Source organism: Salipiger mucosus DSM 16094, assembly GCF_000442255.1.
In the GTDB taxonomy this organism is placed as follows: domain Bacteria; phylum Pseudomonadota; class Alphaproteobacteria; order Rhodobacterales; family Rhodobacteraceae; genus Salipiger; species Salipiger mucosus.
Genome location: NZ_KE557274.1, coordinates 212,507 through 237,808 on the forward strand (window position 1 = coordinate 212,507; position 25,302 = coordinate 237,808).

Sequence of the window (25,302 nt, forward strand, 5' to 3'; positions counted from 1 at the left end):
GATCAGCGGCTCTTCCCATGCCGTGGTGTTGGCGAAAACCATGGAAGGTCTGACACCAGCCTCATCACGTTCCGAAATTTTCGTGTTTCAGACGGAACAAGCCCCCAATCTCAAAAATGAGATGAAACATTGATCCATCAGCAGCTTTGCGACTAGTTTCAGTAAGCTTTGGGGAGAGTGATCAATGTGCAGATCGGCAGTTTTCGGCGTGATTTTGACAGTACTGCCGTTCGCGGCACAAGCTTACGAAACTCTGAAAGTCTGCGCCACGTACACCAATACATCTACCAGCTATAAGGTTCGGGCCGACGTCATGAGGGGCTCAGAGCTCAATAAACTGACCAAAAGCTACGACTACACAAGTTTCTCGAAATACGCCGTGATTTTCTGGGCAGATGACCAAGCATCTGTAATTGAGCTTCCGAGCTATTGCTCTTTCGGTGCCATTGGGTGCAGCGGCACTGATCAGAGGGGATACCCATGGTCGATCAAGAGAGGATGGAATTTCTGTTTCTAGCTTGAGGCCTGCATGGAGAAAGACGACCAAGAATCGTCGCTCGGGTCTTGTACTCCGTCCGCACTTTCCCAAAAGTCCACGATTGTCGATTTCCCAAACTTTCTGAAGGAATGCCCTACGGTGGCTGTGCATCGAGGCCAAGGAACATCCGGAACGTATGCGCGAGAAGATCTTTGCCAGAATAATGAGTATGTTCGACGCCCCCGAGATGCAGAATAACCTGCGAGGACTCTGGGTTGAGGCGATGGTGTGCGAGCTTCTCGGAGACGGGTGGATCTATACCGGGAATGACTGGTCTGCTTGGGACCTAGAGCGGGAGGACGGGCTTCGGGTCGAGATCAAGCAGTCGGCAATGTACCAGTCCTGGGGTCCGTCCATAAGCCCGCCGCGCTTTTCTATCGCCACACCCAAAGGATACTATCCCGATGGCGAGACTTACGTTGCAAACGATACAGGCTCACGTATGGCCCACATTTACATCTTCGCTTGGCACGATAGGGCGGACCAGAGGATCGTATCCGAATGGAATTTCTATGTGGTCGAGACTTCGCGACTCCCCGAGGGGCAGAAGAGCATCAGTCTGAACGCGCTGACGAAGCTCGTGGCTCCCGTCTCCGCAACAGAGCTCCGGAACAGGCTGGAGAATGCCCGGAGATAGGCGCCGAGATAGGGCCAAACGCGATTCTTCATGGGGCGTCTTCGAGCACACCGAGATTGTCGAGCTCGAGCATGACCTTCATGCAGTAGCGCGCATCCTGAAACCCGTCGTGGAGGTCGTCGTCATCGATCTCATCATCGGTGAGCGCGTTCACGGCCTCCACGAGTGAGGGGCGCTTGTAGCCGTCGCCATAGGGGATCCCGACCAGGGAGGCCGACCGGATCATGGTGCAGATCCCCTTCCGGAATTCGGGCATCTTCGCCTCGGGATGGAAGGCCGCCTCGATTTCCAGGATCCTCCGGTCGAACGCGAGGTGATGGGCACCGACGACGTCGGCCCGGGCACACATATCGGCGAAGGCCGCCATGGCCTCTGCGGCGGGGATCCCGAGGAAGGCACAGTCTTCCGTCGTCCAGCCGTGCACCTGTTCACTGTCGTAATCGACCTGCCAGCCATCCGGCGTAATGAGTGTGTTCAGCGCCTGAATCTCACGGCCTTTGGTGTCACACAGGACGGCACCGAGCTGCACCATGCGCGGTTGCACCGGATGGTCCAGCGGAAGACCGGGACTGGGCAACCCGGTTGTTTCGGTGTCGAACGAGAGCAGGTTCAAAACAGATCAGAGCTTCATCGAAGGTTGCGGCTCCTCAACTGCCTCCTCCTCGTTTACCCGGGGTTTCTTCCGGATGCGTCCTGCCAGGGGGCGCACCTTCCGACCGGCGGGCTTGGGCGCCACCGGTGTGTCCCCCCTGCCCTCATCCTTCGGCGCCGGGTTGACCTCTCGTGTTGTGTCGACCTTGCGCTTGGCCAGCCCTTTGGCGAGGCTGACCCGCTTCCGGGTCGTGGGCGCGGCTTCGACATCCGGCGCCGGCTGAGAGGACTTGACCTTCTTGCCCAGGTTCACCTTCGGTCTGCTTACCGGCCGCGATGTCTGGGCCGGTTTCACCGGCATTTTCGGCGTCGCCCGACCGCTCGGGATCTTCGGCGGTTTCTGGAGAGGCACCGGCTCGGCCACCGCTCCGAGACAACGCACTTTCCGACGCCCGGCCAGGTGCTCGAACATGGGCCGCAGGATCGTGAACCGCTTGCTGGCTTTGTCCGTCTTCACGAACTTTTCGAAGGTGTCCTTGCTGCCGATGCCGACGACCATCTTCTTCGCACGCGTCCATCCCGTGTAGACCAGCGACCGGTCAGCCATGCGCTCGTGCATTTCCGAGAACGGCATGACGACGATGGGATACTGGCTACCCTGGGACTTGTGACAGGTGATGGCATAGGAGAGCATCAGGTCCCGCCACTTTTGAGACGGCATGTCCACCTCGCGACCGTCGTCGTACTCAATCGTCATGATCGACGCGTTCGGGTTTTTCTCGTTCGGCTTGAACCCTCGGATGAACCCCACGTCGCCGTTCATGACGTTGTTCTCGTGATCGTTGTCGGTCAGCATGATCCGATCACCGACCCTCGGCAGGGGCATGCGTTCGTCGTCGTACTTTCCGCGAACCACCCCCGGGATGGCTTCGCCGTCCGGATTGAGCTCCTTGGACAGGGCCGCGTTGATTTCCCACGTTCCCCCGAACCCGGGTGCCTGCGGCGCAATGATGGCAACGTCCTGCGCCGGGTCGATCCCTTTCGCCACGAACTGGTGGCGCACCATGTTCAGAATCTGAGACGTGATCTCCCGGCTCGAGCACTCCTTGAACATCACGCCGCCGCGGAGGCTTTCGCTGAGCTCCGGCACGACCCCGTCCTTGATGGAGTCCGCGACCTTCGAAATCAGGGAGTCCTCGTCCTGGCGGTAGACGTTGACCAGCTCGGCAGTCGGGACGACGTTCTGGCCGTCGATGTTTACTTCCATCAGGTCGGCGAGCACCCGTCCGATGCCGACGGACGGCAGCTGGTTCTTGTCACCCTGCAAGACGATCCGCCCACTCTGGGGCATGGCCGAGAACAGTGCTGCCAGCAGTTCGTTGTCCATCATCGACACCTCGTCGACGACCACGACCGTATTTTCGGGAATCGGATTGTCCCGGTTTACCCTGAAGGCGTTGCGACCTCGCTTCTCGTCGTAATGTTGCCCAAGAAGCATCTGCAGGGTCTGGCCCTGTTCACCGGTGACCTCTTCCGCCCGCTTCGCCGCCTTGCCCGTCGGAGCGGTCACGATAACCTCGCAGTCCTCCACCTGCTTCGAGACCTCGATGAGCTTTTCCAGGATCGTGGACTTGCCCGTCCCGGGGCCGCCGGTAATGACGCTGATCGGATGCGTGACGCCGACCTCAACCGCCTTCTTCTGGTGCTCGTCCAGCCTGGTGTCGGCCAGGATCTTCTGCGCGGCGGCGGCAACCAGGTCCGGATCATTGCGGCGGTTGCGCTCGAGCACGTTGAGCAATGAGGAAGCCGCAGAGATCTCGTTCCGATAGCTCGATTCCGACATCACGTAGACGGTGGATGTGCCGGGGATCTGCAGAGCGTGGAACTTGTCCGCATCCCGGCTGCTGATCTTTTCCAGGATGATTTGGTTCACGTAGTCGCGTTCCAGGGAGAACCGTTCGGAGACATTCGTGATGATGTCTTCCACCGGGGCACAGGAGGCGCCGAGGCTCGCGGCCTTGTGGATGTAGTCCCATCCCGCGGCGACAACACGGCGATGGTCCTTGCCACTCACACCCATGTGGTTTCCGAGGCGATCCGCCTTGTCGAAATCGACCGACGGCACGACCATGATGTCGTAGGGATTCCGCTGCAGGGTCTGGTAGGTCTCGTTCTTGAATGCCGACAGGATCCGATTGATCGACGGCGTGTCGAGCTTGGCGGACTGCATCATGTCGGTCGCCCGCTTGGCAGACGACCGGAATTCGACGATACGCCGGATGACGTCCCCGTGCTCCTCGGGGTCGGAGGACTTCGCAATCAGATTGTCGGGGGTCCTGACGACCTGCTCCGCGTCGTCATGACTGTCGATGGCCGCCTCGATGTCGGCGGGACCCAGGCCGGTCTTTTCAGCCGGCAGGATTGCCTTCAGCCAGGAAACGACGCCGTTTCTCGTTTTCGGGAAATCCGGCCGTATGCTGCGAGCGTTGAAGATGTGCTGCGTCTTGCCGCGGTATTCGCTGGTTCGCCACTGGCCCTCGGCCGAAAAGCAGTCCCCTTCGCCCAGTCCGCCCATCCGGCCGCCGAGACGAACCTCGGACAGGGTCCCGTCATCCTTTTCGTAGGACACGACGGCAAAGCTCCGATCCTGTGGACCGTCGCCGTCCTTGAGAACCCTCTTCACGATACCCCGAATGGCGGCCATTCATCTATCCCTTTGGGCACGCGTAAATTCATGCGCACGCGCCTGCCTTCAAGAAGCCACTTATTTGACAGACTGCAAGAAACCCGGACCCTGCCCACAAAGTATCCTTCGCCCACGCTGTCAGGCGAAATGCAGGCCGACACCAAGGGCCTCGAGAGCCGCCACGATCAGGAATGCCGCGGACAGAGAGGGCCCGAAGGGAACCCACCTTTCGCCGGTCCGGTAGTAGACCGTTCGCTCGTGACAGATGAAGAAGACCGATCCCAGGAAAATGAGGCAGATCACCGCCTCCACGCCGAACCAGGCGCCCGCCATCATGAGAAATGCGACGTCCCCTCCCGACCACATGTCGAGAAGCGGCCGGCGAGTGAGAATGGACACCAGAAAGAAGCTCACCCAGATGACCCCGCCCGCGGCGGCCGCTCCGACCACCCGCTGGAAAACGTCGGCCTCAAACGGACTGGCAAGCAGGCCGAGCCAAAGCATCGGCGTCGTAATGACCGCCGGGATCCAGTGATGCCGGAGATCGATCATTGAAATCACGAACCCCACCCAGGCGAACAGCATCAGGATCAGCGCTTCTACGGTGCCGGGCACGAAAACGAAGATCGTCGGAAAGGCGACTGCCATTCCCAGCTCAGACAGTGGATATACCCTGGATACGCTCTGGAGGCAGTTGCCACACCGACCCCGGGCCACGAACCACCCAAGCACCGGGACCATTTCCAGGATCCGCAATCTCCGGCCACATTGGTCGCAGCGGGATCGGGGGCTCCAGAGCGTCAGTTTCGGATCGGGCTCGTCCACCCACTCGAGCTGGTGCGGGAGCCGATCAATCACCAGGCCACCAAAGGACGCCAGGAGGCCGCCAATCAGGGCAAGATAACCGAGCAGAAGCCACGGGGCATGGTCACTCGCATTGGTGAGGTAACCGGCCAGCTGGTCGAAAAAATACATGGGCGACATCCGTGATAATCCGGACACCGATGTAGCCGCGTCTGCTTAATCCTGATTTTCGCCGCCAAGATCCTGCAAGGCAATGGACACGGTCACGTCCTCGATGCGAGCATCCCCGAGATCATATTTTTGCAGCCAGCGTGAGAAGACCGCGAAGAGGTTGTCGAGCTCAATGCCCTCTCCGGTCTCACCCGCGCGGACGACCCGGGCGATGGGCATGAACAGCAGGTAAGGCGAGGAGGCGAGAACATCGGCCACCCGGAACCCGACCAGGGCCTCGGTGTCCCGTTTGAGACGTACATCGAAACCGCCGCGACCCACCTTGGCCACCACCGGAGACCATTTCTCGGAGGCTGCCACCAGGAGGACCGGCAGAAAAGCGTCACTCGCACCAACGAAGGAGGCGTCGACCGCGAGCCCGGCCGCGAAGATGTCCCGGTCCTTCGCGAGGTTGTCGACCAGTGAGGTGACCATTTTCTCCAGATGCTGGACGCGCTTCGGGGATCCGTCGTTGAGTCTGAATTTCTCAGTCGAGACCTGCGCCGGGGACGTGACCGCGGTTTCAGGGAGAGGTTGCTCCCCCGGGAGGGTCTCTCGCCAATTGGCCTGGGCCTTGGTGACCGTGCCCGGCTCGTAGGCCGATGCCCCCGGCGCAAGTGACTGCAGGATCGCCTCGATGTCGGCGACCGAAAGCTTGCTGGTCTGGACACGCATCGCGCCGGCAACCTCGGCGAGGTCAGGCGTCACCGCTGCTTCCGCAATTCCGTCCACCCGCGGAAGAGAGGACCTGGCGCACTCCGTCGCAGACAGTACGATCACGCCAACCGGACCGAGGCCGTGGCCCTGGGAAGCCTCCGTCGCCTCCGCCATGAGATCCGGGATATCCACTGCCTGGTGTCCGGTCGTGATCTCCTGGGCATCAAGATCGACCGCTCCGACGGTCTCGACGCATCGGACCACAACCGGAAGCTTCCCCGGGGCCATGCAAAGAAGTCCACCTGTGGACGGAACATTCTGAAAAATGATCGTCTCGTCGCCGATCTCCGATTGCAAGCGGGTCAGCAACGAGTCTCCGTGGTCCGTCTTCGTCTTCGGTTTGGCTGGAACGATCCGCGCCATGTCTGTCTCCGGGAAAGGCGTTTACCCGGGATATATTCGGTAAGGATAACTGGTCCTTAAAATTGACTGACGGACAGCGCCTTGCAGACTTCGAGAGACGAACACCCCTTCCTGATCTGGTACGCCTACCTCAACAAGCGGGCCATGGCCGTGATCCGAAAGCGAGACATCTTCCTGAACGACATCGGCGCCGCGCGCTTTGCCATGGGGGTCGACGAGGACTCGGATCGGAAAACACCGGCGCTGGGCGTCGGCGTCCATGACAGCAAGGCAATCAAGTCCATCGATTGGTCGAGCGCCGGATTTATCCTGGGTCACAAGAACCGGGACTGGCTCGCCCTCGCGGCCAGGGACATCCGGCAGGTGGACAGCGTGGAGCCGGACCCGGTTCCCATGCGCCTGTGGATCCCGTTCACCACCGGTCTGTTCAATGCGTGGGCACACAAGACGACCGACAAGCTCGAACTCAAGCGGGTGAAAAACGGAAAAGGGGTCGTCCCGGTGTTCGAGAAGACCCCTTTCCTGTCTGTTTCACTCCAGCTCAAGAACCACTGGAGCGACCTTCCGAGCTAGCCTACGAAGTGCCCACGGCCGCGAGATAGGTTTCCACCTTCATCTCGAATTCCGTGGCCTCGGCCGGGCCCTGCTTGCGGATTTTCAGGAGCGCGTTGAGGATCTTCGGATCGAAGCCTTCGCCCTTGGCCTCGGCCTTCACTTCCTTGACCTGCTCAGCGACCTCCTTCTTTTCCTCCTCGAGGTTCTCGAGGCGCTGGATGAAGCCGGACAGCTCGCTCTCGCCGCCCTCGAGTTCACCCACATCCCCCATCCGTTCGGGCGTCTCCATGCCCAGCGCGGTCAGGTAGGTGTCGAGCAGCGTGTTGAACTCTTCCTGTTCTCCCGGCGGCTGCTTCCGGATTTTCAGGACGGCCGTGATCACCTTCGGCTCGAAGCCTTGGGCCTTGGCCTCTTCCTTCACTTCCTTGATCTGCTCGGTGAACTCGGACTTTTCTTCCTCGAGGGTCTCGATGCGCTCGATGAAGCTCCCGAGGCGCTCCGCGCCTTCGACACTGGGCTCTTCTTCGCTCAAAGGTCTTTCCTTCCAAATGGCAGTGAGCGAGTGTCTAGCACCAAGAATAGACACAATCAACATCTATTCTTGGTGGCAGTTTCCTTTCCTCAGGAGAAAGGTGTGGGCGCCTGTCCCGGTTCGGGATCGGGCGTCTGGTCCATCGTGTGGTCGAAAGTCTCTTCCTGGGTCGCGGCCGGCGCAGCCGGTGCGAGCGTCTGGGCGAGGAACGTCCCCTCGATGGCCCGGATATCCGCCTCCTGGACGAAATCCTCGTGATCGTGTGCACCGGTAACCCGTCCCGGGAATCCGCGTGTCGTCATGTCTGCCTCCTGCTTTTCAATTCCTGTTTACGCTGTCGGACAACGTCTTCCTCAAATGAGACGGCAGGTGAATAAAACATGATCTCTCTCGACATCAGTTCTCTCGCGCAATGGTACGCGAAGCTGCCGAACGACTTTCAGAAGGCGATCAAGAGTGACCTGCCGGATCCGGACCGTGAGGATCTGAAGGCCCTGTCTACCAAGCTCGCCGAAACAGAGCTTGCCGATCTCAAGACTCTTCTCGAGGGATCCACCGAGGAGCTTCGGGCGCTCGGTCGCATCGGGCGGATCCGGCTCCTGGCTGCCATCACGGCGAAGACGTACCCCTACCAGGTGAAAGTCTTCAAAGAGATCACCGAGGCCGAGGACAGCGAAGGCGGCGGGCACTCGGAAACCCAGGTGCTCTTTATCGAGGACATCAAGGCCTTCAACGAGGCCGTGGCCGCGCGCGTCTATACCTCCAACCTGGACTCGGTCGCTCTCTCCGCGCTCAACGATGCGGCCATCGACCAAGCACCGGACATTGAGCCGGACCCTGAGCCGGACGCTCCCGCTGCGCCCCCGCAATAACGAATTCGTGGGCATTTTTTGCAGGAAACCTGCCCTGCGCATATATCGCAACAAAGGATTGAATCATGAAGCAAGCATTTCTACCCGCTCTTGTCCTTGCGGTCTCCGCGGGAATGGCAATGGCCCAGTCTGCAAACACCATTTCCTTCGTCGAAGGGGACAACGGCGGCGCCCTCGGAGCGGCACAGTCGAAATACGGGCGGTCCCAGGCGATGTCGACCGCGATCATGGATCTCGACGACGACGGCAATGCCGAGATCGGCGTTCGTTTCGATGACACCTGCAGCGGGGGCCGCTGCGACCACGCTATCCTCTACTTCTCTGGAAATCAGTGGCAGGAGATCCTGGACACCACGACATCCTCACTCGCGGTCGGCCGGACCAAGCAACAAGGCGTTCGCCACATTTTCGGCGACCGCAACGTGCAGTGGTCCTGGATGAACGGTGTCTACGAGCCCAGGCCGGCCGAATTCACCGAGATCGAAGAGATCAGCGAGCCCTCCGGATCCCTCTCGCGGGCCGAGGCCGCAGATCCGGATGTTCGCGAGCTGTCCAAGGTGACGCGTGAACGCGTTGATCTCAATGGCGACGGGAGCCTGGAAAGCGTCGTGAAGTCGAAGATCATCCCGGACTGCACGGGCACGAACGCCTGCCCGGTTTTGGTCTTCGATGCGGACGGAAACAAGGTCGCGGACCTGATTTCCAATGCAGCTCGCCTCGGGATCGGTGACGGTGAAATCTATACTTTCGGGCGCTTCGGCTTCTCGTCCTATGCTTTCGACGGGCAAGATTATTCCAGAAAAGACACGTTCATGTCCCTGGCCGCGCCCGGGAAATAAGAGGTTTCAAGCATGGCATTTCAAAGAAAAAGGGCCCTTCTCGCATCTGGTGTCTGCATTCTCGCTGTCGCGTCTGCGCCGATCCCGGCCATGGCCGGCTTCCTTGAATGGGCGGATCAGACCGCGAGCCAGGAGAGTTCGGGTTATCCGAATGACGGATACGCGGCCGACAACGGCGCTGGGCCCGGAGATTCAATCGGAACCGGCATCGGACAAGGGACCACCGCGGTCGGGAAATACCAGATCCTTCTCGCCAACTGGGAAGACCACGGATACATCGAGGCCGGCGCCGGGAACTGGGGCGATGCCGTTTTCACCGACAAGGCCAGGAACATGGGTGTGTCATCCTATGAAGACCTCCTCATGTCCGATGCGGGAAGAACGGTTCAGGACGCGATGGCAGGTGAACTCGCGACATCCATGTGGAATTCGCTCAATTCCAATGCAACGGGCGCCATTGGCCAGACAGTAAACGGCGTGACCATCAACGAAGCCGGCATGCTAGGGGGCTCCTGGTTTCTCGGGCCCGGCGCGATGAACACCTGGGCCAACGGAGGTTTCTCGGCGAGCGCCCTAGCGAATATCGATGATATCGATGAGGTTTTGGCCGCCAACGGCTTCTCGAATGTGCAGGAGCTCCAGAACTACCTGATGAACCGCATGGAGGAGTTCGAAGGCGTCGACATTTCGGAAATCACGGATGGTACCTACACACCCGGTGAAGGCACCCTGGAAGTTCTTGTTGAATGCGCGCCGGCAGTCAGCCAGGGCATGCAGGAAACCTCGAATGCCTATGTCGAAGGGATCGCCGCAGCAGCCCAGGACGACACCATGGGGTTCAGCCAGCTGCAACAACCCTTCGGCCAGATGTCATGCATCGACTTCGCCTTCACCGGCGGGTTGGACATCCTGTTCTCGGCGCCGTCCCTATCGGATATCGGAAGCCAGGCGATGGACATGGCCTGCAGCCAGGTCAACCAGATGGTCGCGGAGCAGACGGGTGGCCTGACCGGGCAACTCCAGCAACTGGCCGGCGAGCTCTCCACCGAAGGGATGAACGTCGGCCCGCTCGGCAATTTCGGCGCCATCACCACGTCCTACAATTCGAACACATCCGGCGTGAACTTCGGCCTCGGCGGGGGAACCGGCGGAGGTGACACCGGCGGGTTCGGCGACACCGGAGGCGTGAACTCAGACCCGGCCGCGGGTGGTTTCGACAGCCTCTTCGTTCAGCAATAATCGAAATTCAGTATGAGAGATTTCATGATGACCAAGACATTCGCAAACAAGGCGGTCGCGGCTGTCCTCTCGGCCACCATCATCGCCAGCCCGATGCCAGCCTTGGCATTCTTGGGAGGTGGCATGCCTTCAGACATCGCCACAGACGGAACGCTGGAAAGCGTCGGGGATAGCCTAAGTGCCCTCCTTCGGGCGATCAGGGAAACCCAATTCGAGCAGACCGGCCAGCTGTCGGGGAACCTGAAGGAGCAGATCAGCTCCGAGGCCAACATGCGGCAGCTGATGGACGAGCGGGCGCGCCAGCGCGAGATCGAACGGCAGAAGTTCGAGGCCCTGAAAAACTCGGCCGTGTCCCACCAGGAATGCGTGATCCGCACCCGCGTGGCCGAAAGCGATGTCTTCAATCGTCCGGAGGAACGTCTCAGCCAGCAGACCCTGAACACTCTGGAACAACTTGCATCCTGGAATCTCGGGACACCCGTGGGCGGCTCCGGTGCGCCGCGTCGTTACGACTCCATGGAGCAGAAGGCCGAAATGGAGCTCAAGGACCAGGCCAACAAATTCTGCGATCCGGCTCTCGCGTCCCAAGGGTACTGCGCCGCACCCGTGGCACCCAATCTCCAGGGCATGAACTACGATGCCGGCAAATCGATGTTTTCCGGGATCAACTACTCTTCCGACCAGGTGTTCGAGGGCTGCCGTGCCCTGATGAAGAACACCGCCGGCCTGGGCGGCGAAGGGATTGTCAATACCTCTTCGAAAGCGACCGTGGACTCCGCCGTTCAGCAGCGTGCGATCTTCACGTCGCAAAGCCGGATGTCGATTGCCCAGAAGGTGATGCTCGACTACTGCCACAACCGGAATCCGAACTCGAACAAGATGGACGCCTCGCAAGAACGGGTCATCGAGACGGCCACGAAAATGGCAGGCTACGAGGAGTCGGATTTCCCGAACGGCATGAGCTACGCCATGGGCATGCAGATCCGCTCGCAGGAATGGCTGTCGAAAGACTACGATGCCGCAGACCAGGACTACACGGAGGTCGGGATCCTCAAGGACGTCGCCATGACTCTCGGATGGATGGCGCACCAGAACAACGAGCTATACAAGAAAGTCGACCAGATGGGCGTCCTTCAGGCTGCGACCCTGGCCGCCATCAACGAGGGCGTATCGCTCCAGCGAGACCAGCTCGAGGACAACGACACCATCGTCGACGCGATCAACAGCAACTGACATGGTCGCGTCCCTGTTCGTCATCGAAGCGCCCGGCAAGATCCGGGCGCTCGAACACATCCTGAAAACGCTCGGACATGATGCCGCGGTGCAGGCCACCAGCGGGCATCTCTACGAAATGCCGGAAGACCTCGGCGATCTCGGGATCGACAAGACATTCCGGGATCACAAGCGCACGGCCCGCAACGACAAGGCCATCTGGTACCTGCGCAAGGCGGCCCGAGAAGCGGAGACCATCTACGTTGCCACGGACGCCGATGCCGAGGGCGACGTCATCGCATGGGATGTCCATGAACTTGTGAAGGACATAAATCCTGAAATTTACCGGATGAAGCTCAAGGGCATGGACACGGCCTCCATCGAAGCGAGCCTGGCGGATGTCTACCCCGTCCGGAAATCCGACGCCGTTCCCGGAAGAACCCGGGCCATCATCGACCGCATGATCGGGCACAGCTTCAGCCGGGATGGCATCGGCGTCGGCCGTGTCTCGACAGGGCTGCTTGGCATGCTGTCCAAGCACGGCGACAAGCTGGGGACCGTCAAGGTACGGCTGGTCGCGCCGGCCAAGGATGGCGATGCCCCCTGGGCCACCGAGTTCGACACCAACAAGACGATCACGCCGGAGATCGCCGACAAGCTCACTGCCCTGAGTTTCCCGGCCATCGACATGCGTGCCCGGAAGCCGGCGCCCGGTGATGCCATGCACATGGGTGAGATCATGGTCCGCGCGGGTGACGAGCTCGGAATGACGCCGAAGGAGAGCGCCAAGAGTCTCCAGAGCATGTACGAGACCGGGCAGATGTCCTACCCGCGCTCGAACTCGAAAGGCGTTAGTAAAGGGGCCCAGCGCCGACTCGAGCGAATGATCAGGAAATCAGGATTTCGCGGGAAAGCTGACCGTATCTCCGCGAAAGGCGACGAAGACGTGCACGACGCCCCCTACCCTATCGGCGATGTCGACGTCTCGAAGGATCCCAGGAAACTCGGCGACGACCACGGTGTCCGCACCATGGTTGCCAGGAACATGGTGCGGTCCTCCTTGTCTCGCGAACGCCAGGCCGCCCACTCCGCCGAGATCGAGGACTTCCTGAAAACGCAGGGCTTCGACGACAAGGTTTCGAAATTCGTCGCCAGCCGGAACTGGACACGCGAGATCGGGCCGCGTTTTCCCGGTGAGAAGACATTCCAGGAAAGCTCGACCACGCAGCGCATGCCGGAAACCGTTCTACTGGAAAAAGCGGTCGCGTTGGGCCTCGGTCGCCCCAGCACATGGGCGAACCACATCGACAGTTTCATGAGCCGCGGCCTTTGCGACGACAACCTCCAGCTCACGGACAAGGGCCAGGCATGGGCTGCCGCATCCCCGGACGAATTGTTGAACCCGCAACTGTCGAACCTGATCGAGAAGGCCTGCGACCGGATCCTGCCGGAGATGATGGATGATCCGGATCGGGAACCATGGAGTATCCTGGCCGAGAAGATCGCCGGCTCGCTTCCTGACAACCTTTCCAATCAGATGCTCGGCGACCTTGAACCGGATGCCCCGCGTACTGAGAATGCATACGAAATGGATATTCAGCGTATTGACGGTGGCTCCGACGTGCAGGCAGACCAAACACGCGAGGCCGAGCTCAAGCACTGAACACGATATGATTTCGGGAATGCAACACTCTGCAGCCGAACTGCACATTGATTGGCTCCATACCTGACATCCTGCGACCATTGGATATCGATTGGACACGGTTCGGACTCAATTCAGCTACCATCCGTCCATGGACCTACGCCGGCCTGCACAGGGTCAAAACAAAAAGTGCCGGCACCATGTACACGGGCCGGCACTCAAGTTCACACAGCCCGAACTCTCAGGTCTGGAGCTCACCGTCGACGAAGACGAATTCCATTTCCTTCTTGTACAGTTCCCAGCTCCGTTCGAGGATCGCCCTGTAAACCAGTCCCCCAACGGACTTTTTCAGCGTCGTGATCTCCCGCTTGTTTGTCTCGGTAACCGGAAAAATCAGGACATCAGCCCCCTGCCCTACCCGGTTCCCGGCCAGCAGCTTTTGCTGTTTCAGCACATCGAACGCGACCAACGCTCCGGTGTCATCGAAAGCAACGCCCATGTCGGCTTTGTACATGGACCACATCGTTCCGCTGATGGCGGTCAGGTTCAGAGCGGGCTGGTGAGTGCGAAGCGAGTTGACTTCCTCGATCATCTGCTGGGAAACGTTGACCCGGATCCGCGATTTCGGCTCATTCCCGACCGAAAAACCGAGACTGAACGAAGGTTTGGGGGAAGCTTCTGATGCTGTCGGACTCTCAGGAGCGGCTTGAGGACTACCCGAAGTCTGATCTTTGACCTCGACCTCCGGCTGACTTTCCGGATCGAGGACCTCGTCCGGCTGGGCCGACCGACTGACTCCGTACCCGGCCAAGCCGCCGGACTTGCTGACCCTTTCGAGCTTTTCTTCATCATCGTCCGGCTTCGGGACTGATTTCAGCGCACTCGCCGGGGATCGCGCGGAGCGCCGTCCCGCGAACGATCCCGCCATGATGCTGGTGAGGTCTTTCTTGCGTTCTGAATTGCTCATCTGTCTTCCCTCACTCGGCCGCGACGTTCAAAGCAGCTTCGGCTTTCTTGTCTCCCGACGTCTGCCGGATGGCATCCACGAGGAGCCCATAGACGCTATCGGTCAGCCGTTCAGCCTCAGAAATCGCGTTCGGCAGAGACTTGTGCTCGGGAAGCTGTCGTAGACCACCACCGTAAGAGTGAAGTAGCGAATAGTGCGTTCGGTGAGACAGGAACGGCGTCACCAGATCAATCCCGGACCCGCGCACGACCTCGATGACGCTCCTGGCCTCTTGGGTAAGAATGTACGGGGTTTGCGTAAAGACGACCGCGTGCGCGATGTCACGACCAAGCGTGTCCTCTTCGACATGGATCGCTTCCGCTGCCTTGTGCGCACAGTCCAGGTCGACTTTCGCGGCACGCGAGACGATCAGGACCAGGTCCGACCGCATCATCGCGCGGGAGTTCAACATCGAAGCAACGCCCTCCAGGTCGACGATGACAACACAGCCATCCCTGTCATGCTGCCTGATCGTCGAGAGGATGTTTTTCTCATCACGCTCCGAGACGACGAGGATATCAGTCGCGTCCGGATCGGCGGCCTTCCAGTTTTGACACGCCTCGTTGGGATCTGTGTCGACGATCACGACATCGATCCCCCTAGCCGCGAACTCCGTTGCGAGAACGACCGACAAGGTGGATTTCCCCACGCCCCCCTTGGGCGACGAACATGAAATTACGGGCATTGCTGCTCTCCGTTCTGCCTGTGCTTCTGCCGTTGTTTTTCCTCAGCATGCGCCAACTCCGGACATCAGGCAAGACATTGGCTGTCTTCTGGCGCTCCAGTGGGTACAGATTGCTACCGACATAGACATAGATGCCACGCTAAGTGGACATAGACCGCACTTGAACATGCCCCGCTTCGACCAAGAACCGAATCCTGCATGGCCATCTACCACCTTGCGGGGAATGAGCGTTCACCACTGGTCCAGCCTCATGGATGGAGTTCGCAGGCAGGGGCTCCTGGCCTTCCAAGATGGGGCACCTGAAGGACGACGCGCCCGAGGAAACCCTACCCGCACCAGCCATCGCTCTTCGTCTTCCCCTGTTTTTGGGCGCTGCGTTAGAACCCCCCAAAGAGAACCCGGTCCGAACTGTCCACGGGGACACCTGCCATCCACGCTGCCGGCCAAGCTCGCCAGATATTCAGTTTAGATCCTGTCCAAGGCCATTTCGTTTGCAATCTGGATCCAAACTTTCTCCAAAGTCGGGTAGTCGGATCAAGTTTGGACACGAACTGGATGAGGTAGCCTCACGATCCAGCACTGATGAGGACACGGGATGGCTCCCTGGTGTGCGTGTGGCCTTCCTTCATAGCCCCCTTCTCGATGCCCATGGCATCTTCGTGCGTTGGACTAGCTATCAACCTAACCCCGGCCCCTGGGTGGACATCCCACTGGATGAATACTGAATATATCAAGAATCCGCTTCGGATGCGTAGTGGATACATATTGCCCACTGACAGGCCCCGGATCGCGACCTCCGAAGCGCTATGAGTGGATGCATTCAGTCAAGGAATTGGCCCTCGGTTGGCAATGGTTTGGATATGCAGAGCACCTTCAGCGCGTATGCAGTGTTTCCCTGTTTCGCCACCTGCAGGTCGGTACCTCCAGTCCCTGCATACCGCATGAACACCATTCGGCCCGCTTGTGGCTCCTCTATGGCTAGGAACTGGATACCTGCATGACCGAGGACTGTGCCGTTCAAACCGACCTCACTCATACTGCATGTTTTCCGAGACCGTGCATCGTCGAACCCCTGGACGATCACTGTACCTATGCTGCCCGCGGTCTGTGCATGAACTGGATATCCACCCCATATCCGATCCAGGGCCGTGCTCTGTCGAGACAGGAAACCGGAAGCACAGCCATGCACGCACACAGAAAACCGTTAGCATGCATCCCGGATAGGTTTTGCCCCCGAACTGGATATCCAGGTGACCGACAAACGATATGCAGGGTGGGTACCCAACGGAACAGCCCCGCCCGGATACACGATCAACTTTTGACCCAACATGGACTAGCCCTTCACTCATCTCGCACACCAAATGGATATCCAATTGACGTGTGACGCACAGCCACCCTTGAAGGCCAGGCTACTCCGTCTGGATCAATGCACGCCTTCTTCGGGATCTCGCAGACCAAGATCGAGCTTTCCAGGACTTGGCTTCAAGAGTGGTCAGGCACAGTTTAGGTTCACTAAGCAAGCACCCCGGGGCCATTTACCCTCCAGTCCGAGTACAGATAGAATCCAGTCCTTCGGCATCCGCTCCGGCGACCAGATCACGAAACGCTCAAACATACCCAAAAATCCCTGACCTAGGGAACTAAGATCGCAGACACAGCGCACACTAAGTGGCACCATGGTGGATACCTCCTGAATATCGCACGGACGTACGTTGTGCGAACTCCGCATCTGGAACGAACCCACGTCGGGCGCCGGTGCGCGTATCTCATACATTTTGGGACCGCACCGAGTGAAAATCACATCCAGTATTGATCCATTTCGCTTGTAATTCTCATCCATTTTTAGGGCTCTCCCGAGCGGCAAACGGCCGCGTCCGGCAACGAAACCGCGACATTCATGAACATCGGACCCGACACACGAAGCAGGAAAGAATGACCTGCTGAGTTCGACGAAGTAAGCCGCGCCAAAATCAGAGACGTTCAACACTCACGCCAACCAACTCCATACATTCAGACTCCATCCAACCTGCTCGTGACGTCCATCAGGTGGAACACCCGGATCCACACCAAGACCACACAATATCCACACAGTGACCATCACATGGCTTAGCCGAGTACATCCCGGGGGCAATGAGCCCAAATGCCGTCAGAGGTCTGGTTCCGAACCTGAAGGTCTGGCCACCGGGCCTCCAGGAAACAGGTCCAGCAGCGCTTCCACATCAAGCTCGCCATCGACCGCCGGCGGGGCAGGGGGCTCTGCCATTGATGTTACACTGTTCGGCGAACCGGCATCTGCACCGCAGGGCGCAGTCTGATCACCGTCCGAAAATGTCTCGGGTTCCGTTTCGCCGACCACCATCTCAAAAACAGTGCGCTTCAGGTGAGACATCCCGTCAGCACATGACGAATGCAATGCGATCTCGCCTTCTTCGACATCGCCGTACCAAAGGGGGCTTCCGCAATATACGCACGTCAGCTGTGGCACGGGAACCTCAAGAGACATCCAAAACTCATCGGGCGTCATGCTCGAGACCGGGGTGTCCCAGTGTTCAGTTGCCTTTGCTTTCAACAGCGCTTCGGTAACACGGTTCAGATCATCCTCGGAATTCGCGACGATCAATGGCCAGGCGAACTCACCGTATGTCCGCTCGACTTGGAAGTCGTCGAAGAGGTCTTGCTCGAGGAGTCGCCGCACTGCACTCCAGAACGCGCGCCTCTGTGGTTCACCGGTGCGTACGCCAGTCGATGCATCCTGCAGTACCGGCGCGCGCACATCAGTCGGTATGGCATGCCAGACCGCATCCGACACGAAGGCCGGCCTCTCTGCCTGTAACTCTATTCTTATTTCCTCGCACATCTCAAGAAACGGTCTTTACTCACACACGGATAGAATGGCAATGGAAAATTCGACCCCAAGCCCTCTCGATTACGCAGACATCAGGATCGCTGAAGACGGGGCCGTGCTCATATGTATCGACTTCGCAGGCCTGACATCGAAGCTTCCCGTCGTGCTCCGAAAGGAGAACGGTCGCATCCGGATCCTGCAGGATGACCTTCCGCGCGTAGACTTCGAGCTCCGCGTCCAGTCCGTCTACGACCGTATCCACAGGGACAACGAAGTCATGATCGCGCAGGTCCGGGAGAGTGGAAAAATTCAAATCTTCGAAAACATCTCCATAGAGTGACAACAAGAGGCCGCGGAAATGGACGAGAACGATTTCGACGACAACCAGATGGACGTCGACGACGACCAGGAGGACTTCGGCACGTCGAGCTCGAAGCGGGCAGGGCGTCTGGGACGCCGCCGCAGGGCGACGGCGAGCGCCGAGGCGGGTGCACCCTCTGAAAGCGCTCCGTCGAAAGCCGAAAACGCAAGCACGTCCGATCTCAAGGCCGACACAATTTCGAAAGATAACGTGACTGTCTCCGCCGATGAGTCCGACCTGGATGGCGCAGCGGATGACCTGGAAGATGCTTCCTTCGAGACCGGAGGCTTCGGAGCGTCCGCACCTCGAGGCCGGCTCGGCAGATACGGTCGTAACCGGAGAAGTGCAGACTCCACGTCATCTGTGCGTATCCCGATCAGCGAGGTTTCCGAGGGACTGTCATTCGGAACGCCAGCAAACAACGCCAAACAGACACATCAAAGCGAGGTCGACGAACCCAGGTCCTTCGAAAAGGACGAGATTGCCGACATCGCTTCGCAGTTGGGCGCCACCTTGAAAGACCCAATCGCGGATGCCGAGGCATTGCTCTCGGATATCGGCGCGTCGCCGGATGGTCTCGAGTCCGGTTCGGCTGTCGACACATCCGACGAGCCTGACACTATGGATCAGCCGCGGGGACCCGACAAGGACACCGAAGCCGCGACAAGCCCGGCCGCCTCGTCAGAGGACAGAATCTCGCTCGGTCCCGATGGCGACAAGTTCTGGGACCTCCGCACCTCGAAGCCGCCTCGGCAGACGCACCCGGACGCGGCACCTGCAGAGGATTCAGCATCCAATGTGAGCACGCAAAGAGCGCGTTCCTATGCCGCCCGGTTCAATACTGGTGCCAAGTCCCGGACGCGCGGTGCGCCCCGCGAACAGAAACTGGATCGCTTCTTTTCAGGGAAGAGCCGTGGCTACGCGACCATGACCCCGAAACGCGCTGCCATGCCGATGGTGGCCATCGCCCGCCGAATGGGTGTGGCCGCGATCACGGCGGTCGTTCTCACCGGCGGATTCGTGGCCTCGGCGAAGATGGGTGCGGAAATGGCCGATGGGAATTCCGTGCCTGTCGAGAACATATCCACGCAGCTCCAGGACCTTGCCGATGCGTCCCTGACCGACGCGGAACGCCAGGTCGCCTGTCCCTCTGTTGAAACGAAGACACTGGAAGCCGCGCTGGCGCCAGCCCCGGCGGCGGCGCCGATTAAAAGCTTTCGGCCAGCCGCGCGGACACAAGTGCCCCGAGATCCGGGCGATCAGGCAAGAACAGAAGTCCGGCCACCGCTCCCGTAGCGGAAGTTTGCCGGACTGGCGCATTGCGGCCGCCATGAAAAGTTGACACCTATCCTTTCCGGCGCTACACAGAGCCGGGAACAAGAGGCCATTTTGTCCAACAGCTACCTCGATCTATTCGAGGGGGAAACCTTCTCGACGTCCACGTGGTCCAAGACCGACGACGTCGACCTCATGTTTCACCCCTCCGAACCCGTCTTCGGCGCCGTGGCCGAGGATCTGGTTCGGCATGGATGGTCGGTTTTCCCGCAGACCATCAACCGCATGCCGGCCAAGCTGAACAACGGCGACACGATCAACTGGTCCGCGGATCACAAGCTTCCCTGGCAGCTGCCGACGCCGGGAGCTCTGAAAAAATGGATCACGCAGTGCGCGACGCTGAATGTCGGCGCTGCCATGGGGCAGGGCAGTGGGCACACATTCGCCCTCGATATCGACGTGACCGACGAGGAGCTGTGCTCCCGCATCGTCATGCTGGCCGAGGAAATGCTTGGAGAAACCCCGTTCCACCGGGTCGGCATGGCTCCCAAGGTCGTGCTTCTCTACCGGCATCCTGCCGACGACAAGGTGCCCAGCATGTCCCGGCACCTGTCAGAGACCACAGATAACGGCCGGGTCATTGCCTCTCCGCACGCCATCGAAACCGTGGCCGAGGGCAAACCCATCACCTTCATGGGCAAGCACCATAAGACCGGCCGCTATTTCCAGTGGCTTCGGAGCAACCCAACAGAGCTCGGCCCCGAGGCCGCGCCCTTGGTCACGTCCCACCAAGTCACGATGTTCTTCGAGGCGGTCGACGAAAACATCCGTCGTCTCCACCGTAACCCTTCAGCGCTTCTGGCCCCGCAGGAAATCGAATGGGATCCGAACCAGAAGATCCACGTTCCGAAACTCCGCTCCGGGTCCAACGCCACTGGATGGGTGGAAAACGAACAGGGCAAGATCGTCGACGGGCGGGAAGCCTACCTGACGAACCTCGTCTTCGAATTCGCCCGGAACAACCCAGGCGCCCGGGAACAACTGCGCAGCTCCATCTACGACCAGTTCGCCCAGAATGCCGAAATGTCCGGCCGCTGGACCCAGAACCGGGTCCTGAGGGAGATCGATGGCAAGCTGGGCCGTTTGATCCGCAAGCAGGACGCCGGTGAAATCGAGCTCAAGCCGCGGCGGAAGGAAGAACTGAAGGCCTCGGAAAACAAGCCGGGCACCTTCTCGCTGCCCTTTTCGAAGGAACAGCTTGCCGAACGCGGTCTCGGCTTCCTGCCGGACAAGTTCCGCCGGAAATCCCTGCCCGGTCAATACGTCGGGAAGCAGGACCCGGTCACGCTCACCGACGAGGAACGTGCACAGCAGATCGATGAAATCGGCACCGGTCTCGAGGCCGCGCTCGACATGTTCTTCGAAGATGTTTTCATGGCCGACTGCGGCCGTACCCCCGGGGAAAACAGGGTCCACATCGTCAAGGCTCCCACCGGCGCCGGCAAGACATCGCGGACCATCCGCTACATCGGCGAGAAGAAGGCCGATCACGAAGCGCGGGCCCACAGGCCGCGTCTCGACGGTCGCCGCGACGAAGACGGCAACATCGTCGCGCCCGCACAGGGCCTGACGACCAGCTACGAAACCTTGTCGGGAAACGAGGTCGAAGGCAGTATGCCCATCGTCTTCCTCCTGCCGACCTACGCCAACATCGAGGAGGTCAGGGTCCGGGCCGAAGTCCTCAATCTCGACCCTGCGCTCGACGATGACCAGTTGAAGGATGCGGCCGCACAGAAGGGGCTCGTTCCGGAGGAGGAACTGGAATCCCGTCTCGAGGACATGAAGCGGGATGCCATGGATGCCGGCCTCGACGTACTGGTTTACAAGGGAAAGATCGCGGCGGGATGCCAGATGGCAGACAAGGTCCAGGCCGCCATGGAGGCCGGGGTAGGGACCGCCGGCTTCTGCAAGGCCGACGTCACCAGAGAGGATGGAGAACGGGAGACCGTCTACTGCCCGCACTATGCAGGATGCCCGGCCATCACCCAGAAGGCGCGCATCCAGGAGAGCGACCTGGTCTTCACGCCGCACCCCTTCATGCAGCTCACGATCCCCGAGGAGCTGCAGCACGCGCGCGCGGTCATCGCCGATGAACGCATCCACCACCTGTTCCTGCATACGACGGAATTCCCCGTCGTGGACCTGTCTCTGCCCCGGAAATCCGTGCGCCTCACGCGCCGCGAAAGAGAGCAGGGCGTCACGGCGCACGATCTGGCGCAGTCGCGCGAGGAAGCCGTCGAGATTGTCCGGCAGGCCCTGTCCGAAGATGCCTGCCCTGCCCAGCGCCTTTTCGATTACGAACAGAACCCCGAGGCTCTGGCCTATCAGCCGCCCGCGCAGTCAGACATGCCCGGGGAACACAGGCACGCCTCCCGCGGCGCACAACTCGTTCAGGATTGCATCCGTATCTGTTCGAACGCCCTGCGCAAGGACGCCAACCTGACGCCGGAGATGACCCTCGATGAAGTCGTCGAGATGTGTGAGAAGCCCTCCGGTCACCACGTTCGCGAAGAGAAACGGTTCTGGGAAATCATTGCCGACCGTATCGAGCGCCTCACGATGGGCGGCCTGGCCGACAACCTCGAAGCGAAGATCCGGGATATCAGCGGCTCCGACTTTATCGAACACCGCCTCAAGCTCCAGCGCCTCCTCGATGCCCACCGGGCAAGCCAGAAGATGCCGCATGGTGAACGGGAGCTCAGGATCCAGAAGATCCGGGATCTGAACACGGACGGCCCGCCGCGCGAGACGATCCGCATCTCCTGGAGGACAACACCGAACTGGGAGAACATCCCGTTGCTGCTGCTGGATGCCTCGGCCGCGCCTGAAATCATCACGAAGATCTGGGGCGGCGCCGACGTCACCACCCACGACATCAGCGGGCCGCTCCACATGAAGGTCGTCGGAGTGGTCAACCGCACGTTCTCGAACGCGTCGATCATCGGTGACCCCGAGGGATCCGAAATCGAGAAGCTCCGGGCTGCCTCCGGCCTGACCAGCCTGCGTCACATGATTTCGTCCGTGAGCGCCTGGTTCGGCGACAGCCGTGTCGTGGCCGGTTCGTCGATCCTTGTTCGCCGGACACTGAACACGGACTGGACGGGGCCGGACAACGTCGATTGGTGCCATTTCGGCGCAATGCGTGGGCTCGACTTCGCCAAGCACCATTCGGCGGCCGTCAGTATCGGGCGCATGGAGCTGCCCATCCGGACCATCGACGGTCTCGTCGCCGCGCTGACCTTCGACGATGAAGACCCCGAGCTTCCTTTCGACAAGCACGGCACCGGCCTGCGCGGGAACGGCGACGACGACCAGAGCGACCAGCCGCTTCTCATGCCGAGCCAGAACCAGAGGCTCAAGCTGAGATCCGGAGAAGTGGTGGAGATCCCGACCCCGATGCATCCCGGCAAGTGGGGACGCATGATCCAGAAGCAGTACCGCGAAGAGGAACTACTGCAGTTCTGTGGTCGCCTGCGCCCGGTCTATCGCCAGGGCGAGGCCCCGATCTGGTTCGCGATGAGCTCGGTGATCCCGGAAAACGTCGTCATCGACGATCTGGTGCACCTGGATGACCTGGTGACCAAACGGTCCTTCTTCTGGGATGCCATCCGGAGATGCGGGGGTATCATGCAGCCCGATCTCCTGGTCGAGGAGTGCCCGGAACTATTCGCGGACCGTAACCATGCGATCCAGGAGATGGCGGCCTCCGGCTTCAGTTTCCGGGACGGCACACAGACCGGCGCCAAGACCCACGGGTTCACGGCGTACCGCATCCTGTCCGAACGCGCGGACGCCTATGGTTTCGTGCGCACCGGTATCGACGACCATCAAAAACGTCTCGGCGCGGTGCTCGACCGCCTTGGTCTCACATATGACCGGATCGACCCGGTAAATCCTGACGCGGCAATCAAGTCGCTGGCCAGGGCCCGAGCACCGGACAACATCGAGATCGAGCTCGGCAAGTTCGAGGATCGCCAGGTTCGGGAACGGAATACCGGACATCAGGCCGGCGTTGAAATCATGCGCCGTGGTTCGGAGCGCGTGGATCTTCAGCAAGGTCGGTCATCTAAGCTGCCCTCACATCCGTTGACCTTCACGGCCGGGAACTCGGGGATCCTGAAAAAGAAACAGGTGTGCTTTGCCGAGATCGAGGCAGAGCTGACGCTGGCGCGGATCTGGGAGAAAATGACCTACGAACGACAAGCCGAACGTGACAAGCTCCTCTGGGAGAATAACGAAGAAACCTACGAAAGCCTCGGCGCGCATGTCGCTGACGGGAACGGAGATTGACATGAGCCTGGACACCGAACTCGAGCAGATGTCGCTAGCCGGCAGGATCTCCACCGAGACCATGTCCGTGGGCGAGCTGATCTCTCTTTTCCGGGATGGCGACCTGGCGCTTCCCGCGGGCTGGCAGAACCGGTACCGATGGTCCCTGATCCGGAAATCAGCACTGATCGAGTCCCTTTTCCTCGGGATTACGATTTCAGATGTCTATCTCGCCGCGAACGACACCGATCAGATCGAGATCGTGGACGGCGTGGCGCGCGTGGCAACGATCCTGGAATTCGCCGGCGTTCTGCCGGACGGGCAGGGCGGGACCGCGCCGCCACTGGGGCTCGTCGGCACCCGCCACCTCCCGGCGCTCGAGGGCCTTGTCTGGAACTCGGACAATCCAGATGCCAATGTCTTGCCGCCGGCGATGCGTGTTCAGTTCCGGCGGCCCAAGCTTACGGTTCATGTTCTGGACGAACTGGCATCACCGGAGCAACGGGTCCGCTTCCAGGGACTGCTAATTAACATCTAGCGTCACCTCTCGAGACAATGCTGCCTGCTCGCCTCGCCGAAACCGTCACTATGCCCAGCGCTCATATTCATCCTGCTTCTCGCATAGGCTGAATCACGTGACATCGTGCTGACCAATGGTTTCCGAGCCTAACATTACCTCAATTGATTGTCGCCCAAGACGGGCGATTGAGACGAGTCGCGAGTGTGACAACGACAAACGCGCTGTGTTCGACAGCCCGGCTTGAAGTGTCAGAACAAAATCCGCCGCCGCCCGGCAATCAAAATCGGCTGGGGCATCGCCCTCCGCGATGGCGCGTTTGAACCTATTCTGCATTTTGCGATCATTGGCTTCTCTTTGCGCCTTTAGCCAGGCGGCGCTGACGGTAGCGTCGTCGGTGGCGCTGCCGGGAAGCATTTCCTGCAATCCGGCAATAACCATACATCCGGGCGGATGCCCCCTGCCTGAAAATGCCGACGCCGAGGCCGTGAGGAAGGCTTCAACAGCATCGCCAAGAGCGGGTGTCGAATCGAGCCGATCCCACATCTGCCCGCCGTGGTGCTCGACGAAAAATTTCAGGCTTTCTTCATACAACGCATCCTTGCTGCTGAATGCAGAATAAAAACTCGGCGGTGAGATGTTCATCGCACGCGTCAGGTCCGAGACCGATGTGTTTGCATATCCGTCTGCCCAGAACATCTCCATGGCGCGCGCCAGCGCTGCGTCTCTGTCGAACTGTCTGGGCCGTCCTCGCGTCATGATGCGTTCCTTTTTGTATCGATGACTACATAAATTGGTTGACACCACATGGCAAGAGGGGATTTGTGTAGTGGTCGCTACATAAAAG

General features: G+C 60.0%; 21 protein-coding genes. 11 read left to right on the plus strand and 10 right to left on the minus strand.

What is annotated here, in order from left to right; all coding sequences use genetic code 11:
* Positions 1-674 precede the first annotated feature (674 nt).
* Positions 675-1,175 carry a hypothetical protein gene (locus tag SALMUC_RS07175; protein WP_020038186.1) on the plus strand — a complete coding sequence of 167 codons (501 nt, stop codon included), beginning with the start codon at positions 675-677 and terminating at the stop codon, positions 1,173-1,175.
* Between the two features lie 28 nt (positions 1,176-1,203).
* On the opposite strand, the gene SALMUC_RS28090 is transcribed toward SALMUC_RS07175, so the two are convergent.
* The 4 genes from SALMUC_RS28090 to SALMUC_RS07195 all read right to left on the minus strand — a co-directional run bounded on the left by SALMUC_RS28090 (position 1,204) and on the right by SALMUC_RS07195 (position 6,546).
* Positions 1,204-1,788 carry a 3'-5' exonuclease gene (locus SALMUC_RS28090; protein WP_020038187.1) on the minus strand — a complete coding sequence of 195 codons (585 nt, stop codon included), beginning with the start codon at positions 1,786-1,788 and terminating at the stop codon, positions 1,204-1,206.
* Between the two features lie 6 nt (positions 1,789-1,794).
* Positions 1,795-4,470: an AAA family ATPase gene (locus SALMUC_RS07185; RefSeq protein WP_020038188.1), complete on the minus strand. Its 2,676-nt coding sequence runs from the start codon at positions 4,468-4,470 to the stop codon at positions 1,795-1,797.
* Between the two features lie 120 nt (positions 4,471-4,590).
* A complete protein-coding gene (locus tag SALMUC_RS07190) occupies positions 4,591-5,427 on the minus strand; it encodes a prepilin peptidase (protein ID WP_020038189.1) in 837 nt (278 codons plus the stop codon).
* 45 nt (positions 5,428-5,472) lie between these two features.
* Complete coding sequence (locus SALMUC_RS07195; protein ID WP_020038190.1) at positions 5,473-6,546, minus strand: hypothetical protein; 1,074 nt, start codon at positions 6,544-6,546, stop codon at positions 5,473-5,475.
* An 81-nt stretch (positions 6,547-6,627) separates the two neighbouring features.
* On the opposite strand from SALMUC_RS07195, the gene SALMUC_RS07200 reads away from it, so the two are divergent.
* Entirely contained in the window at positions 6,628-7,119 is a 492-nt protein-coding gene (locus SALMUC_RS07200) for a hypothetical protein (RefSeq protein ID WP_020038191.1), read from the plus strand.
* A 1-nt stretch (position 7,120) separates the two neighbouring features.
* Here SALMUC_RS07200 and SALMUC_RS30975 read toward each other — a convergent pair whose 3' ends face one another.
* Positions 7,121-7,633 carry a DUF2312 domain-containing protein gene (locus SALMUC_RS30975; protein ID WP_020038192.1) on the minus strand — a complete coding sequence of 171 codons (513 nt, stop codon included), beginning with the start codon at positions 7,631-7,633 and terminating at the stop codon, positions 7,121-7,123.
* Between the two features lie 89 nt (positions 7,634-7,722).
* A complete protein-coding gene (locus SALMUC_RS07215; RefSeq protein WP_020038193.1) occupies positions 7,723-7,935 on the minus strand; it encodes a hypothetical protein in 213 nt (70 codons plus the stop codon).
* 78 nt (positions 7,936-8,013) lie between these two features.
* Here SALMUC_RS07215 and SALMUC_RS07220 point away from each other — a divergent pair, with 78 nt between their 5' ends.
* The 5 genes from SALMUC_RS07220 to SALMUC_RS07240 all read left to right on the plus strand — a co-directional run bounded on the left by SALMUC_RS07220 (position 8,014) and on the right by SALMUC_RS07240 (position 13,458).
* Positions 8,014-8,505: a hypothetical protein gene (locus SALMUC_RS07220; protein ID WP_020038194.1), complete on the plus strand. Its 492-nt coding sequence runs from the start codon at positions 8,014-8,016 to the stop codon at positions 8,503-8,505.
* Between the two features lie 65 nt (positions 8,506-8,570).
* The gene (locus SALMUC_RS07225; RefSeq protein ID WP_156883418.1) at positions 8,571-9,344 is read left to right on the plus strand and encodes a hypothetical protein; all 774 of its coding nucleotides are present in this window, start codon (positions 8,571-8,573) and stop codon (positions 9,342-9,344) included.
* A 12-nt stretch (positions 9,345-9,356) separates the two neighbouring features.
* On the plus strand, positions 9,357-10,583 hold the full coding sequence (locus SALMUC_RS07230) for a hypothetical protein (RefSeq protein WP_021119996.1): 1,227 nt from the start codon (positions 9,357-9,359) through the stop codon (positions 10,581-10,583).
* A 24-nt stretch (positions 10,584-10,607) separates the two neighbouring features.
* Positions 10,608-11,816: a hypothetical protein gene (locus SALMUC_RS07235; RefSeq protein ID WP_156883419.1), complete on the plus strand. Its 1,209-nt coding sequence runs from the start codon at positions 10,608-10,610 to the stop codon at positions 11,814-11,816.
* Position 11,817: 1 nt separating this feature from the next.
* Positions 11,818-13,458 carry a DNA topoisomerase gene (locus SALMUC_RS07240; RefSeq protein ID WP_020038198.1) on the plus strand — a complete coding sequence of 547 codons (1,641 nt, stop codon included), beginning with the start codon at positions 11,818-11,820 and terminating at the stop codon, positions 13,456-13,458.
* 220 nt (positions 13,459-13,678) lie between these two features.
* Here SALMUC_RS07240 and SALMUC_RS29630 read toward each other — a convergent pair whose 3' ends face one another.
* The 3 genes from SALMUC_RS29630 to SALMUC_RS28095 all read right to left on the minus strand — a co-directional run bounded on the left by SALMUC_RS29630 (position 13,679) and on the right by SALMUC_RS28095 (position 17,937).
* Positions 13,679-14,404, minus strand: a complete 726-nt coding sequence (locus SALMUC_RS29630; RefSeq protein WP_156883420.1) for a hypothetical protein — start codon at positions 14,402-14,404, stop codon at positions 13,679-13,681.
* Positions 14,405-14,414: 10 nt separating this feature from the next.
* Positions 14,415-15,128 (minus strand): ParA family protein, encoded by a 714-nt coding sequence (locus SALMUC_RS07250; protein ID WP_020038201.1) that lies wholly within the window; start codon positions 15,126-15,128, stop codon positions 14,415-14,417.
* 2,146 nt (positions 15,129-17,274) lie between these two features.
* Positions 17,275-17,937, minus strand: coding sequence for a hypothetical protein (locus tag SALMUC_RS28095; RefSeq protein ID WP_156883421.1), 663 nt, complete (start codon positions 17,935-17,937; stop codon positions 17,275-17,277).
* A gap of 88 nt (positions 17,938-18,025) precedes the next feature.
* Between SALMUC_RS28095 and SALMUC_RS28100 the strand changes: the two genes are divergently transcribed.
* From SALMUC_RS28100 to SALMUC_RS07270, 4 genes are all read left to right on the plus strand, one after another.
* A complete protein-coding gene (locus tag SALMUC_RS28100; protein ID WP_020038203.1) occupies positions 18,026-18,313 on the plus strand; it encodes a hypothetical protein in 288 nt (95 codons plus the stop codon).
* 18 nt (positions 18,314-18,331) lie between these two features.
* Entirely contained in the window at positions 18,332-19,630 is a 1,299-nt protein-coding gene (locus SALMUC_RS07260) for a hypothetical protein (RefSeq protein ID WP_020665190.1), read from the plus strand.
* Positions 19,631-19,723: 93 nt separating this feature from the next.
* Positions 19,724-23,959, plus strand: a complete 4,236-nt coding sequence (locus SALMUC_RS07265; protein ID WP_020038204.1) for a bifunctional DNA primase/polymerase — start codon at positions 19,724-19,726, stop codon at positions 23,957-23,959.
* A 1-nt stretch (position 23,960) separates the two neighbouring features.
* Entirely contained in the window at positions 23,961-24,476 is a 516-nt protein-coding gene (locus SALMUC_RS07270; protein WP_020038205.1) for a DUF262 domain-containing protein, read from the plus strand.
* Between the two features lie 93 nt (positions 24,477-24,569).
* Here the strand turns inward: SALMUC_RS07270 and SALMUC_RS07275 are convergent, their stop codons facing one another.
* Positions 24,570-25,160 carry a TetR/AcrR family transcriptional regulator gene (locus SALMUC_RS07275; protein ID WP_198014525.1) on the minus strand — a complete coding sequence of 197 codons (591 nt, stop codon included), beginning with the start codon at positions 25,158-25,160 and terminating at the stop codon, positions 24,570-24,572.
* Between the last annotated feature and the right edge of the window lie 142 nt (positions 25,161-25,302).

Excerpts from the sequence above, each read along its gene's own strand:
- SALMUC_RS29630 (WP_156883420.1), bottom strand. The coding sequence starts at position 14,404 with ATGAGCAATTCAGAACGCAAGAAAGACCTCACCAGCATCATGGCGGGA.
- SALMUC_RS07215 (WP_020038193.1), bottom strand. The coding sequence starts at position 7,935 with ATGACGACACGCGGATTCCCGGGACGGGTTACCGGTGCACACGATCAC.
- SALMUC_RS07270 (WP_020038205.1), top strand. The coding sequence starts at position 23,961 with ATGAGCCTGGACACCGAACTCGAGCAGATGTCGCTAGCCGGCAGGATC.
- SALMUC_RS07250 (WP_020038201.1), bottom strand. The coding sequence starts at position 15,128 with ATGCCCGTAATTTCATGTTCGTCGCCCAAGGGGGGCGTGGGGAAATCC.
- SALMUC_RS28100 (WP_020038203.1), top strand. The coding sequence starts at position 18,026 with ATGGAAAATTCGACCCCAAGCCCTCTCGATTACGCAGACATCAGGATC.
- SALMUC_RS07240 (WP_020038198.1), top strand. The coding sequence starts at position 11,818 with ATGGTCGCGTCCCTGTTCGTCATCGAAGCGCCCGGCAAGATCCGGGCG.
- SALMUC_RS07275 (WP_198014525.1), bottom strand. The coding sequence starts at position 25,160 with ATGGAGATGTTCTGGGCAGACGGATATGCAAACACATCGGTCTCGGAC.
- SALMUC_RS07175 (WP_020038186.1), top strand. The coding sequence starts at position 675 with ATGCGCGAGAAGATCTTTGCCAGAATAATGAGTATGTTCGACGCCCCC.
- SALMUC_RS07220 (WP_020038194.1), top strand. The coding sequence starts at position 8,014 with ATGATCTCTCTCGACATCAGTTCTCTCGCGCAATGGTACGCGAAGCTG.
- SALMUC_RS07185 (WP_020038188.1), bottom strand. The coding sequence starts at position 4,470 with ATGGCCGCCATTCGGGGTATCGTGAAGAGGGTTCTCAAGGACGGCGAC.
- SALMUC_RS07235 (WP_156883419.1), top strand. The coding sequence starts at position 10,608 with ATGATGACCAAGACATTCGCAAACAAGGCGGTCGCGGCTGTCCTCTCG.
- SALMUC_RS07190 (WP_020038189.1), bottom strand. The coding sequence starts at position 5,427 with ATGTATTTTTTCGACCAGCTGGCCGGTTACCTCACCAATGCGAGTGAC.
- SALMUC_RS07195 (WP_020038190.1), bottom strand. The coding sequence starts at position 6,546 with ATGGCGCGGATCGTTCCAGCCAAACCGAAGACGAAGACGGACCACGGA.
- SALMUC_RS07230 (WP_021119996.1), top strand. The coding sequence starts at position 9,357 with ATGGCATTTCAAAGAAAAAGGGCCCTTCTCGCATCTGGTGTCTGCATT.
- SALMUC_RS07260 (WP_020665190.1), top strand. The coding sequence starts at position 18,332 with ATGGACGAGAACGATTTCGACGACAACCAGATGGACGTCGACGACGAC.
- SALMUC_RS07225 (WP_156883418.1), top strand. The coding sequence starts at position 8,571 with ATGAAGCAAGCATTTCTACCCGCTCTTGTCCTTGCGGTCTCCGCGGGA.